The 12,085-nt window shown below is 71.7% G+C and carries 8 protein-coding genes and 1 pseudogene; 4 read left to right on the top strand and 5 right to left on the bottom strand.

Translation table 11 applies throughout. The features are described from left to right. Positions 1-64 precede the first annotated feature (64 nt). Positions 65-1,219, top strand: coding sequence for a S1 family peptidase (locus ACFTE1_RS06405; RefSeq protein WP_380625445.1), 1,155 nt, complete (start codon positions 65-67; stop codon positions 1,217-1,219). Positions 1,220-1,292: 73 nt separating this feature from the next. After that, a complete protein-coding gene (gene hrpB, locus ACFTE1_RS06400; protein ID WP_380625443.1) occupies positions 1,293-3,749 on the top strand; it encodes an ATP-dependent helicase HrpB in 2,457 nt (818 codons plus the stop codon). 82 nt (positions 3,750-3,831) lie between these two features. Here the strand turns inward: hrpB and ACFTE1_RS06395 are convergent, their stop codons facing one another. Beyond that, positions 3,832-4,989 carry a C45 family autoproteolytic acyltransferase/hydolase gene (locus ACFTE1_RS06395; RefSeq protein ID WP_380625441.1) on the bottom strand — a complete coding sequence of 386 codons (1,158 nt, stop codon included), beginning with the start codon at positions 4,987-4,989 and terminating at the stop codon, positions 3,832-3,834. Positions 4,990-5,156: 167 nt separating this feature from the next. Here ACFTE1_RS06395 and ACFTE1_RS06390 point away from each other — a divergent pair, with 167 nt between their 5' ends. Together ACFTE1_RS06390 and ACFTE1_RS06385 are read left to right on the top strand one after the other, a co-directional pair. Next, on the top strand, positions 5,157-6,056 hold the full coding sequence (locus ACFTE1_RS06390; RefSeq protein WP_380625439.1) for a TetR/AcrR family transcriptional regulator C-terminal domain-containing protein: 900 nt from the start codon (positions 5,157-5,159) through the stop codon (positions 6,054-6,056). A gap of 142 nt (positions 6,057-6,198) precedes the next feature. Next, positions 6,199-7,023 carry an alpha/beta fold hydrolase gene (locus tag ACFTE1_RS06385; RefSeq protein ID WP_380625437.1) on the top strand — a complete coding sequence of 275 codons (825 nt, stop codon included), beginning with the start codon at positions 6,199-6,201 and terminating at the stop codon, positions 7,021-7,023. 44 nt (positions 7,024-7,067) lie between these two features. Here the strand turns inward: ACFTE1_RS06385 and ACFTE1_RS06380 are convergent, their stop codons facing one another. The 4 genes and pseudogenes from ACFTE1_RS06380 to ACFTE1_RS06365 form a co-directional block, all read right to left on the bottom strand. After that, positions 7,068-8,282 carry an alpha/beta fold hydrolase gene (locus tag ACFTE1_RS06380; RefSeq protein ID WP_380625435.1) on the bottom strand — a complete coding sequence of 405 codons (1,215 nt, stop codon included), beginning with the start codon at positions 8,280-8,282 and terminating at the stop codon, positions 7,068-7,070. Further along, positions 8,269-9,363 carry a hypothetical protein gene (locus ACFTE1_RS06375; protein WP_380625433.1) on the bottom strand — a complete coding sequence of 365 codons (1,095 nt, stop codon included), beginning with the start codon at positions 9,361-9,363 and terminating at the stop codon, positions 8,269-8,271. Before ACFTE1_RS06375 ends, ACFTE1_RS06380 begins: the two co-directional genes overlap by 14 nt. A 19-nt stretch (positions 9,364-9,382) precedes the next feature. Then, positions 9,383-10,864 carry an argininosuccinate lyase gene (argH, locus tag ACFTE1_RS06370; RefSeq protein ID WP_380625431.1) on the bottom strand — a complete coding sequence of 494 codons (1,482 nt, stop codon included), beginning with the start codon at positions 10,862-10,864 and terminating at the stop codon, positions 9,383-9,385. A 61-nt stretch (positions 10,865-10,925) separates the two neighbouring features. Next, positions 10,926-12,075 (bottom strand): annotated as a pseudogene (locus ACFTE1_RS06365) (argininosuccinate synthase). Between the last annotated feature and the right edge of the window lie 10 nt (positions 12,076-12,085).

The following is a 12,085-nucleotide window of genomic DNA, read 5'->3' as shown; positions in this document are numbered from 1 at the left end:
TCTGCCATAGGCCCGTTCGCGGGCCCCGGGAGCGATCCCGTCCACTCAACGGAGGAGGAAAACCGTGAAACGCAAAGCGATTCTCGCCGCGGCGGGGGCGGCGGCCGTCACCGCGGCCTACGCCCTGACAGCGGCCGGCCCCGCCATGGCCGACAGTCTCCAGTCCCGAACCGCCGAAGCCCGGGCCGACCTCGAAGGCGCCGTCTCACCGGAACTCATCGCCGCCATGACCGACCAACTCGGACTCACCCGCTCCGAGGCCCACGACCGCCTCGCCGTCGAAGCCGTCGCCTCCGACCTCGACACCGAACTCGCCGACGACTACGGCGCCGGATACGCAGGCGTCTGGATCGACCCGGACGGGAGCGTCACCGCCGCGTCCACCTCCCTGGGAGAAACCGCCCCGTCCGGGGTGGACACGGTGGTCGTCGACCACAGCATGGCCGAGCTCGAGTCGGTGACCGACTCCTTCGAGGCCGCCGGAGAGACCGACGGCATCGCCGGCTGGTACATCGACGTCCGCGACAACACCGTCGTCCTCGAAGCCACCGACCCCGCCGCCGCCGACAGCCTCGTCGCGGACGCCGGGGCCGATCCCAGCGCAGTGGACATCACGGTCGCCGACGAGGCCTACGAGCCCTACTACGTCCGCGGCGGCGACGCCTACAACGTCGAGAACTCCTGGCGCTGCTCGGTCGGGTTCGCCGTCACCAAGGGCTCGGCCAAGGGCTTCACCACCGCCGGCCACTGCGGCGAACCCGGCGACAGGGTCACCGGCGGAAACGCCTCTCCCGGCATCTTCGAGGACTCGATCTTCCCCCGCAACGACGGCGCCTGGGCCTCCGTCGGCTCGGACCAGACCCTCTACAACATCGTCAACACCTACAACGGCTCCCGCCACGTCTACGACTCCGACGAGGCCGCCGTGGGCTCCTCCGTCTGCCGCTCCGGCTCCACCACCGGCTGGCAGTGCGGGTACATCGAGGCCAAGAAGCAGACGGTCCACTACCCGCAGGGCACCGTCCGCGGACTCACCCGCACCAGCGCCTGCGCCGAGCCCGGCGACTCGGGCGGCTCCTTCATCACCGGCAACAGCGCCCAGGGCATGACCTCCGGCGGATCCGGCGACTGCCGCCGCGGCGGAACCACCTTCTTCCAGCCGATCAACCCGATCCTGAAGAAGTGGCACCTGAAGCTCGTGACGCGAACGGTGGACTGACGGCAGGAGCCGCCGTGTGAACCCGGCGGCCGGAGGGGCGGGGTGCCAGAGCGCCCCGCCCCGTACTGCGACAATGGACGCCATGCCGACACTCCCCGACCTGCCGATACTGTCCGCCCTGCCCGCGCTCGAAGCGGCGGTGGCCGACACCGGGACGGCCGTGCTCGCCGCCCCGCCCGGAACGGGAAAGACGACCGTCGCCCCGCTGGCGCTCGCCGGGCTGCTCGACGACGGCGCTCCCCCGCGCCGCGTCCTCGTCGCCGAACCCCGCCGGCTCGCCACCCGCGCGGCCGCGCGGCGCATGGCCTCCCTCCTCGGCGAGGCGGCGGGCCGACGCGTCGGTTACCAGATCCGCGGCGACTCCAAGAAGTCCGGGGACACCGTCATAGAGGTCGTGACGACCGGAGTGCTCCTCAACCGGCTTCTGGCCGACCCCGAGCTGCCCGGCGTCGACGTCGTCGTCCTCGACGAATGCCACGAGCGCCACCTGGAAATGGACACGGCCCTGGCCTTCCTCCTGGAGACGCGCGCGGTCCTGCGGCCGGACCTGAGTCTTGTGGCCGCCTCCGCGACGGTGGACGTGGCACTGTGGAACGACCTGCTCGGCGGCGCCCCGACCGTCGAGTCCCACCCGATGGAGCACCCCGTCGCCATGCACTGGGCCCCGCCGCGCGAGCGCATCGCCCCGCCCGACGGTCTGCGCGTGGACAACCGCTTCCTCGACCATGTCGCGCACACCGTTACCCGGGCGCTGGACGAGGACGAGGGCGACCTGCTCTGCTTCCTTCCCGGCGCGGGCGAGATCCGCCGGGTCGCGGAGCGACTGGACCATATCGGAGCCGAGATATATCAATTGCACGGATCGGTGTCCGGGTCGGCCCAGGACGCCGCGCTCAGCCCCGGCGGGCGCCGCAGAGTCGTGCTGTCGACCGATATCGCGGAATCCAGCCTGACCGTTCCGGGCGTGCGCATCGTGGTGGACGCGGGCCTCTCCCGGCGACCGGTCATCGACCACGCGCGCGGACTGCCGGGCCTGACGACCGTCCCGGCGCCGCGGTCCTCGACCGACCAGCGCGCCGGACGAGCGGGCCGAGAGGCCGCGGGGTCGGTGTGGCGCTGTTGGGGAGAGGCCGAGCACCCGCGCCGCCCCGCGCATCCCCTGCCGGACATCGACACCTCCGACCTGACGTCCTTCGCGCTGCAGGCGGCGTGCTGGGGCACCCCCGTCGACGAGCTCTCCCTGCCATCGCGTCCTTCGCCGGGCGCACTGACCGCTGCCGGCGAGGTGCTCTCCTCGCTGGGAGCCGTGAACGCCGACGGCGGGGCGACCGCACGGGGCCGCGCGCTGGCCAAGGCCGGCGTCCACCCGCGTCTGGCCCGGGCCCTGCTGGACGGGGCCGAGCGGGTCGGCAGTGCCGGCGCGGCAGAAGTCGCGGCGCTGCTGAACCTGGACCGGCGCGGACGCGGCGACGATCTCCTCGCCGAGTGGAGGCGCCTGCGCGCGCAGAAGGACCGGCAGTGGCAGGCGGAGGTGCGGAGGCTGGAGCGCGCCGTCGAACGCAACGACGTCCGCACCGGGGACGACGAGACGGCCGCGACGGTCGTCGCCCTGGCGTTCCCGGAGAGGGTGGCGCGGAGACAGGGTGGCCAGTGGCGGACCGTCGCGGGCACCGGCGCCGTTGCCTCGCAGGGGTCGTCGCTGTCGGGGTGCGAGTGGCTCGCGATCGCCGACGCCGACCGTTCGAGAGGGCAAGCCGCCGCCCGCATCCGCGCGGCCGTGCCGATCGATGGGGAGCTGGCCTGCGAGCTGGTCGGCGACGTGGTGGAAGACCGCGTCGAGTGGGACCGCGAGCGCGGAACCGTGGCCGCGCGCCGGGTGCGCCGTCTCGGTGCGATCGAGGTGGAGTCCAAGCCGTTGCGGGAGGTCGATCCCGGCGAGGTGGGCGCCGCGCTGGCCGAGGGCCTGCGGATCGAGGGGTTGGGCATGCTCACGTGGACCGAGGACGCCGAACGGTTGAGGGAGCGGATGGCCTTCTGCCACAGGGTCGTCGGTGATCCGTGGCCGGGCGTGTCCGATGAGGATCTCCTGTCCTCGACCGACTGGCTGGAGCCGTGGTGGTCCCGGGCCCGGTCGCGGAAGGACGTCGCGAGGATCCCGATGGGGCAGGCGCTGCGGAATCTACTGCCCTGGCAGGTGTCTATCGACGAGGCGGCACCCGAGGCGCTGGGCATCCCGAGCGGGCGGAAGGCCCGCCTGGACTACGGGGGCGAGGCCCCAGTCCTGGCGGTCAAGCTGCAGGAGATGTTCGGCGCCACCGAGACTCCGCGGGTTTCGGGCGTGGCGGTGACGCTGCACCTGTTGAGTCCGGCGGGAAGGCCCTTGGCGGTCACGTCGGATCTGACGTCGTTCTGGGAGGGGCCGTATAAGGAGGTGCGCAAGGAGATGCGGGGCCGCTATCCGAAGCACCCGTGGCCGGAGGACCCGTACTCGATGGAGGCCACGGCGAAGACGAAGAGGCGATTGAAGTGAGGGCGGCGGCCCGCGGCTGGTCCGCGGGCCGCCGTATCGGGGTGGTTTCCTTTCCCGGGGCGGGTCTGAGTCGGTCGGGCGCTTAACCGGCCTTGAAGGTGAACTCCTCGCTGTGGACCGGCTGCCCGGCCTCGTCGTCCCACTTGTAGAAGTGAGTCGAGAGGGTGCGCTCCGCGGTGTCGAAGACGGTGCGCCACAGGGTCCGCGTCGGGTAGGCGCCGGCGTTCCCGGCGTTGAAGCGCACATCGTCGAGCATCTCGCGGATCCGCTCCCCGGTCACGGCCTTCTCCTCGAAACGCGTCTGGAGCCTCTCCGAGCGCTCGTAGGCCCGCAGAGTCTCCTCGTTGTCCTCGGGCAGGTCGCTTCCGAGCGGGTGGCGGTGCAGGAGGTAGTTGGTCACGCACATGGCCCCCTCGGCGCGGACGATGTGCTCGTCGCCCACCGAACCGCGCTCCCACACGAAGGCCTCTCCGGAGGCGTCGGCGATCAGATAGTGTATGGCGCTCCCGTAGTCGTAGTACTTCGCGCCCAGCAGCGCCTGCTTCGCCTCGTCGACGTTCCTGCAGGTGTCGAGGAGGTAGCGGGGAGCCTGGAGGGAGTCCACGCCCACCTGCGGCCCGGCCGACTCGTCCGGCGCGGGGACGTTCTCCGCGTCGGCGATCAGGAGGGTCACGGCCAGGCCGTGTTCGTTGATGCCGTCCATACAGCCGCTGAGGTCGTTCATGGTGATGAAGGTGCTCGCGTAACCCTCGTCGGGCAGGCAGGTGACGACCGCAGGGCGGGAGGCGAGAGGGGCCTCGCCGTCGGGGGCGTCGACCTTTTCGCCGGACATCTGCGAGAACAGTTCGGTGGCGGTGTAGGTGAAGAAGTCGTAGTTGCGTCCGATGAGGCCGTGGCCGCCGGCGGTGGAGGCCGGGGGCATCCACAGCGCGGAGCAGGCCGATCCGACGGGTATGCCGCCGATGCCGTCGAGGTGGACGGCGTCGGCCTCCAGGTCGGCTCCGACGTGGTCGGCGATGCCGGCCATACGCTCGTAATGCTGCGGCCAGTGGCGCTGGAACCAGGCGCGGCGGGCCCGGCTGACGTCGCGGTCGGCGGTCGGCACCGGTTTCCATCCGTAGATCTCGGCGGCCACCGCGGCGAGCGCGCCCCCGATCTCTCTCTGGCTTCCCGAGACGGTGAGGTGGTCGACCGTCTGGAAGGATCCGCCGCCGACGAGCGGGCGTCGTTCGATGTTCATGGGTTCCCCTTTCGTTTCGTACATCGTATGCGTACTACTACAAGGCCGTACTGGCCGTACTACGGCCCTTCGTCAGGAGCGTTATAACAAGGGGCCGTGGCGATAACGCCGGGCAGTACACCCCGAAGGACGGGTAGTACACCACAGCTAGGTAGTACACTCGGGGCATGAGCGACCACCCTTCCGCCGGATATCGCGCCATCGCCGACGAGATCGCCCTCGACATCGACGCGGGGCGCATAGGCGTCGGGGAGAAGGTGCCCTCCGCGCGGGCGATAGCGCGCGATTTCGGCGTGGCCATCGCGACGGCCACCAGGGTGCTGGCGGATCTGCAGCGGCGCGGACTGGTCGAGCCGGTTCACGGGGTGGGGACGGTGGTGCGGGACGGGACGAGTCCGGCCGACGCGCCTGCGCCGGCTTCACCGGAGCCGCTGGGCAGGGATCAGATCGTCCGGGCGGGGTTGGACATCGCCGACGCCGAGGGCCTGGACGCCGTCTCCATGCGCCGTGTCGCGGCGCATCTGGGTGTGAGCGTCATGTCGCTATACCACCATGTCGACGGCAAGGACCACCTGATCCGGCAGATGGCCGACGAGGCCTTCCGGGAGGCCCTGCCGGAGCGCAGTCCGGAGGGCTGGCGACCCCGGTTGGAGGCAATGTGCCGCCTGGAATGGGAGATGTACCGCCGCCACCCCTGGCTCGCCCGGACCGTCTCCCTCACCCGCCCGGCCTTGGTCCCCAACGCGATCGCCCACACGGAGTGGGGGCTCAGCGCGTTCGACGGCATGGGCGTCCCCGACGACGTCGCCGTCAAGGAGATGCTCCTCCTGTCCGCCTTCGTGCTGGGGCTGGGCATGGCGCACGCCGACGAGGAGAACTCCGGCGAGCAGAGCCTGAGGGAGTGGTGGGAGGAGCGCGGGGCCGACTTCGAGGAGGTCCTTCAGCCCGACAGCCATCCGCGCCTCTCGCGGGTGGAGCACCCGGGGAGCCTGGACGATATGTTCGAGTACGGCCTCAAGCGCCATATGGACGGACTCGGAGCGGTCATCGACAGGTACCGCGCGTAATCCCTTCGCGGTCGGATAGGCGACACGCGGCGTTCCACGAAGGACGCCAGCTGGCGTTACACCGGGTCGGACCCGGGGACGGGGCCGTGGCATACGGGGCATACACTCGAAAAACCCGAGTCCCGGAATCGATGATGGTCTCATGAAGAATATCCACTACAGCGTCCCCGTGACGGGGGCGCCTCCGTTCCCGGTCCGAGCCAGAATGGACGGTTTCGGGCCCCGTCTGGTCCTCCTGGTCCACGGATTCGGTTGCGCGGGCGACTCCTTCGCACCGTTCCACGACGACGCGCGTTGGCGCGAGGACTACACCGTCTGCTCCTTCGACCTCCCCGGCCACGGCGGAGCGCCATCGGCCGGAAGATCCGCGCACGACCAGCTGTCGCTGTACGCGGAGATCACCGCCGGGCTGGCGCGCACTCTGCGGTTCGACGAGGTCCACTTGGTCGCCCACAGCATGGGCGGCGCCGTCGGGCTGCTCGCGGCGTCGTCGATACCTGGCCTGGCGTCGTTCACGTCGATCGAGGGCAACCTGGTAGGCGAGGACTGCGGCCTGGTCAGCCGGAACACCGCCTCGCAGTCGCTGCGCGACTATGTCCGCGAGGGGCACTCCGACTTCCTGGCCAGCCTGAGCGCCTCGGCCGCACCGGATCTCCGCGCCTGGTCGGAGTGGTACGGGCGGGCCGCCCCGGCCGTGCTGCACTCCGCGGCGCGCTCGATGGTCGCCTGGTGCGACAGCGGAGAGCTGGTGCCCCTGTGGGAGTCGCTGCCCCGCCCGACGTACGTCTACGGCGAGAGGACGGGATTCCCGGAGCACGGCGCGGGAAAGAGGCTGTACCGCTCTGCGGTGGAGATCCCCGGCTCGGGGCACTTCGCCATGGTGGACGCCCCCGAGACGCTCAACAAGGCCCTGTGGACGGTGCTGGAGTCCGCCCGGAACCCAGAGGGCACCGCCGCCGGCCGCTGACCGCGCGGGCCGTTTCGGCCGCCGGCGGAGGTGCCGGACCGTCGTCACGGCGAGTCGACGAGGGCCCGCACGTACTCGGGGTCGAGCATCTCGAAGTGCGAGCCGCGCGCGGCCCTCACCGTGGAGTGCAGTCCCCTCCGGCGGGCCGAGCGCAGCAGGTCCGTCGCCAGGTCGAGGTTGTCGCCGGACAGCACGACCCGCACCGACGGCACCGAGTCGCACAGCGCCCCCAGGTGGTCGAGGAACTTGACATGCCCTTCCACGTCCCAGTACCGGGCGATGTCCGTGGCGTGCAGGACGACGCGCTCCAGGTCCTTGTCCAGGTTGACGGCCGCGTAGCGGCAGTAGTGGCGCAGCAGGGACTCCTGGCGGTGCTCCGGCGCCTCCGCCGCCGAGTTGACCACTTCCAGCATGGCCTTGACGCGGTTGCGCCCCGCCGAGTCGGCCAGCGCCCGGGAGATGGTCGTGGTCCGGCGGTTCACGTTGGGGTCCAGGAGGACCGCCTCGGACATTCCCAGTTCCCGCACCCGGTCGGGATAGTGGACGGCGGCGTAGAGGAGCAGGTCGGCCGCGGAGGAGAACAGCACCGTCCGCAGGGGACGCCCTCCGCCGAGTCGCCGGCAGAGGTCGAGTCCGGTGAGGAACGTCAGCGCGCTGGTGTCGAGGGAGGCGGGCCGGAAGCTCGGGTCGGCCGAGTCGCGCTTGTCGAAGCCCAGCTGGGTCAGTGCGACCGTGTGGCGGCCCTGGAGCAGCTGCATCGCCGGGCGGAAGTCCCTCGCGTCGAGCCCGATGCCGGACTGGAACACGGTGACGTCGGCGCTGTCGGCCGGCGATTCGAGGTAGCGGAGGGGAAGGCCGGCGACGGGCTCGCCGCCGGGCGTCCTGTCGTCGACGTCCTCGGTGCGGATCAGGTAGGCGTCCTCGCGCACGACGGCCGAGGAGAAGGACTCTTCGAGCCGTTTCAGGACGGCGCTCTCCCGCCGGGCCCGGGCGAGGAGCGCGGCGCCGGGAAGGAGCCCGGCGAGACCGGCGGCGGCGGTGAAGAGGAGGACGAGGGGCCAGTATTCCGCGACCGCTGCCGTCAAGCGGTCGAAGGCGGCTTCCACGACATGGGGGTAGGCGGTGCTCCACAGCCCGATGGCCATCGGCGTCACGACCGCCGCGGTGGCGACGGCGACGCTCTTCCACCGCGCTCGGCGCGTCAGGGAGTCGGACCGCTCCTCCCCGACCGGCAGGCGCCCGGTCTCAGCGGGGTCCATGGGGGACACCGGCCCGGTGGATCGGGTAGAGCTCCTCGAAGGCGCGGTGCCCCTCCAGCCGGGCCGCGCGCCCCCGGTAGTGGCCGCTGCTGACCCGGTAGACGCGCAGCGGCTCCGCGCCGGTGGCCTCGGTGCGCACGAGCACCTCGCAGCCGGGCAGTCCGAGTTCGCCCCGGGGCTCGGTGACCAGGATGAAGCCCGGCGGGGCCAGCGCCGAGCGCAGCGTCGCCAGGATCGCCTCCTTGTCGGCGGGCGTCAGCTGGTAGAGGAGGTAGGAGAGGTTCACGGCGTTGATACGCTCGCGCACCACGAAGCGCCGCAGGGCCGCGGTGTCGGTGAGGTCGAACTCGCTCCAGCGCACCGGGACGCGCCCCAGTTCGGGGTCGGTGTGGACGGACTCCAACTCGTCGGCCAACCGGTCGTAGTAGGGCGAGGCCCCGTAGCAGCGGCGGACCCAGTCGAGCCCCGGCATCGGGCCCTTGTCGACCCCGTAGCGGCGCTCCAGCGGGATCGGCCGGTAGGGCGGGGTCCCTCCCTCCCAGGAGAGTCCCGGGGCGAAACGGTGGTACAGGCGCGGACTGTTGAGCTGGCGGGGCAGCAGGCCCAGGCCGGTGCCCAGGTCGGCGAAGCGGGCCGGGCCCCGGCGGTCGAAGACGGCGGCGGTGAGGACCTGCACGGTGAGGAACCGCCGCGTCCCGGTGAAGGAGTTCTGGCGGCTCGCCATGGTGGCGAGGATGTCGGCGCGGCGCGAGGCGGCGGCCTCTTCCAGGAGTCCGAGCCGGGTCTCGTCGTCCGTCCGGTCGGCCATCCCGGCGAACAGGCCGTTGGCGGTGGAGCGCAGGGCGATGCCGAAGAGGGTGACGAGGTGGACGGCGCCCGATCCGGGCCGCAGGACGCGGGCGGAGGACAGCAGGGACGTCAGGCTCGGCGAACGGCGCGAGAGCCCCAGGGCGAGAAGGCGGTAGAGTTCGCGCCAGCCGTGGTCGTGGGGATGGTCCGCCAGTCGTCGGGCGGCGTCCAGGATCGGGTCCGGCGCGGTCCGGAGTCTTCCGTCGGCGCCGCCCGGAACCCGATAGGACATCATATTCAATTGTATGCACTTATGATCGTTTTTGTGAAGTCCGTGGGCCAGTTGGGGAAATACGCCGCCCGGCGGCGTCTTCACCTGGCCCCGTGGGGGCCCGATGTAAGTCGGACTTCCCTCCGAACTCCGCGGCCCTGTCCTTCACCTGCGCCAGTTGGGCCTTGACCGCCTCGGGGCCGGTGGAGCCGGGCGTGGTGCGCCCGGCCAGCGCGCCCTCGACCGTCAGCACCTCCCGGACCGACCCGTCCAGGTGCCCGCTGACGCCTTCGAGCTGTTCGTCGCTCAGCTCGTGGAGGTCGAGGGACTCCTTCTCACACAGGGCGACGCAGGATCCCGCCACCTCGTGGGCGTCGCGGAACGGCACACCCTTGCGCACCAGCCAGTCGGCGATCTCGGTGGCCAGCGAGAACCCGGTGGGGGCGGAGGCGGCCGGCCTCTCCGTGTTGAACCGCAGCGTGGCGACCATGCCCGTCGTGGCGGGCAGGAGCAGCGCCAGGTTGTCGAGCGTGTCGAAGACCGGCTCCTTGTCCTCCTGGAGGTCCTTGTTGTACGCGAACGGAAGCCCCTTGAGCGTCACCAGAAGCGAGGTCAGGTTCCCCACGAGGCGCCCGGCCTTGCCGCGGGCCAGCTCGGCGACGTCGGGGTTCTTCTTCTGCGGCATGATCGAGGACCCGGTGGAGAACGCGTCGTCCAGCGTCACCCATCCGAACTCCTGGCTCGACCAGAGGATGACCTCCTCCCCCAGCCGGGAGAGGTGGACGCCGATCTGCGCCCCGATGAAAGCCAGCTCGGCGGCGAAGTCCCGGTCGGCGACCGCGTCGACGGAGTTGGGCGCGGGAGAGTCGAAACCGAGCTCGGCCGCGACGGCGGCGGGGTCGAGCGGCAGGGAGCTGCCGGAGAGCGCGCCCGAGCCCAGCGGGCAGACGGCGGCGCGCTTGTCCCAGTCGCGCAGGCGGTCCAGGTCGCGCAGGAAGCCCTGGGCGTGGGCGAGGAGCTGGTGGCCGATGGTGATCGGCTGGGCGTGCTGCAGGTGCGTCATGCCCGGGGCCGGGTCGTAGAGGTGCCCCTCGGCCTGGGCGGACAGCGCCTCGACGAGCGCGACGAGGTCGGCGGTGAGCCCCTTGGCCGCGTCCCGAGCGTAGAGGCGGAGGTCGGTGGCGATCTGGTCGTTGCGGCTGCGTCCCGCACGCAGCTTCCCTCCCAGATCGCCGAGCTTCTCGACCAGCCCGCGTTCGAGCGCGGTGTGGACGTCCTCGTCGCCCGGCCTCGGGGCGAAGTCGCCGGAGGCGACCTCGGCGCCCAGGACGGCGAGCGCCTCCACGAGAGTGTCGCACTCCTCTTCGGTGAGGAGCCCGGCCCGGCGCAGCACTCGGGCGTGCGCCTGCGAGGCGGCGATGTCGTAGGGCGCCAGGCGCCAGTCGAATCCGATGGAGTCGTTGAGGGCCTGGAGTGCTTCGGCGGGTCCGCCGCTGAAGCGCCCTCCCCAGAGTGCTGCCATGGTGGGTGTCTCCTCTATGTCACTTGTCGTCGCGGACGTGGGCCGGTTCGGCCGGCGGGCTTCACCGGCCGGCGAAGGCGCGGGCGTCGGGCCGATCGAACGAATGGTCTCCGCCGCAGGCGGCGAAGGCTGAGTCGTAGAGGTCCTCCTCGCTCCTCCGGCCGGTGACGGCGATCCGTCCCCGGTGGAGGGTCAGGCGGACCTCGCCGGTGACGCGCCCCTGGGTCTCGTCGATGAACGCCTCGAGGCTGTTCTTCAACGGGGAGAACCAGAGGCCGTCGTAGACCGCTTCGCTCCAGCGCCGGTCGACCGTGCGCTTGAAGCGGGCCTGCTCTCGTTCCAGGGTGACGCTCTCGAGCGCCATGTGAGCGGTGGTCAGGGCGATTCCCGCGGGCGATTCGCCGGCCTCGCGGCCCTGGAGGCCCGCTGGGCGGTCCGAGGCCGCGCCGGTCCGGCCCACGCCCTGGGCCCCGGCCCTGCGGTCGAGGTCGTCGACCAGTTCGCGGGGAGTCTTGGTCTCCCCGTCGAGGGCCACGGGGCGGCCGCCGTCGAAGGTGACGGCGACTTCGTCGGGGTCGAGGTCTTCGGCCGGGTTTCCGGTGCGGGAGAAGAGGTCCTCGAACGAACCGTTCCACCGGTCTTCACGGGGGCCGTGTTCCGCGGCGCGGCCGCGGGGGGTCCCGGTCGGCGGGGCAGGGGGACTCGGCTGCCGCGTCGATCGGGAGGCCCCTCTCCTCGGCGAAGGCGACGGCCTTGTCGCGCGTCCAGCCGGTTTCGGGTACGGGGGCGACGATCTCGAGGTCGGGGGCCAGGGCGGCGAGGCCCGCCTCGAAGCGGACCCGGTCCCTCCCCCGGCCGGCCCAGCCGTGGCCGACGGCGGTGGCGCCGTGCCTCGTCGCGGCGGCCGCGAGGTGCTCGGCGATCAACGGCCCCAACAGCGCCGAGGCCAGCGGACGGTCCATGCCGAGGGAGTTGGCCGCCACCGCCGGAAAGCAGTACTCGGAGGCGAACTCCTCGCGCGCGTCGACCACCTCGGCTTCGACCGCACCGCAGCCCAGCGCCCTCTCCCGCACGGCGTCCAGGCTCGCGCCGCCCCGGCCGACGTCGACGGCCACGGCCACGACCTCGGCGCCGAGCCGCTCGGAGAGGCGGGGGATGGCGACGGAGGCGTCCAGTCCGCCGGAATAGGCGAGGACGATGCGGTCTTTCACGGTGGAGTCC

It is taken from the genome of Salininema proteolyticum, from assembly GCF_042685645.1.
Classification (GTDB): domain Bacteria; phylum Actinomycetota; class Actinomycetes; order Mycobacteriales; family Micromonosporaceae; genus Salininema; species Salininema proteolyticum.
This window is presented reverse-complemented; position numbering and strand designations above follow the sequence as displayed.

Coding starts and splice junctions, on each gene's coding strand:
- hrpB (WP_380625443.1), top strand. CDS start 1,293: ATGGACGCCATGCCGACACTCCCCGACCTGCCGATACTGTCCGCCCTG.
- ACFTE1_RS06380 (WP_380625435.1), bottom strand. CDS start 8,282: ATGGACCCCGCTGAGACCGGGCGCCTGCCGGTCGGGGAGGAGCGGTCC.
- ACFTE1_RS06375 (WP_380625433.1), bottom strand. CDS start 9,363: ATGTCCTATCGGGTTCCGGGCGGCGCCGACGGAAGACTCCGGACCGCG.
- ACFTE1_RS06385 (WP_380625437.1), top strand. CDS start 6,199: ATGAAGAATATCCACTACAGCGTCCCCGTGACGGGGGCGCCTCCGTTC.
- ACFTE1_RS06390 (WP_380625439.1), top strand. CDS start 5,157: ATGAGCGACCACCCTTCCGCCGGATATCGCGCCATCGCCGACGAGATC.
- argH (WP_380625431.1), bottom strand. CDS start 10,864: ATGGCAGCACTCTGGGGAGGGCGCTTCAGCGGCGGACCCGCCGAAGCA.
- ACFTE1_RS06395 (WP_380625441.1), bottom strand. CDS start 4,989: ATGAACATCGAACGACGCCCGCTCGTCGGCGGCGGATCCTTCCAGACG.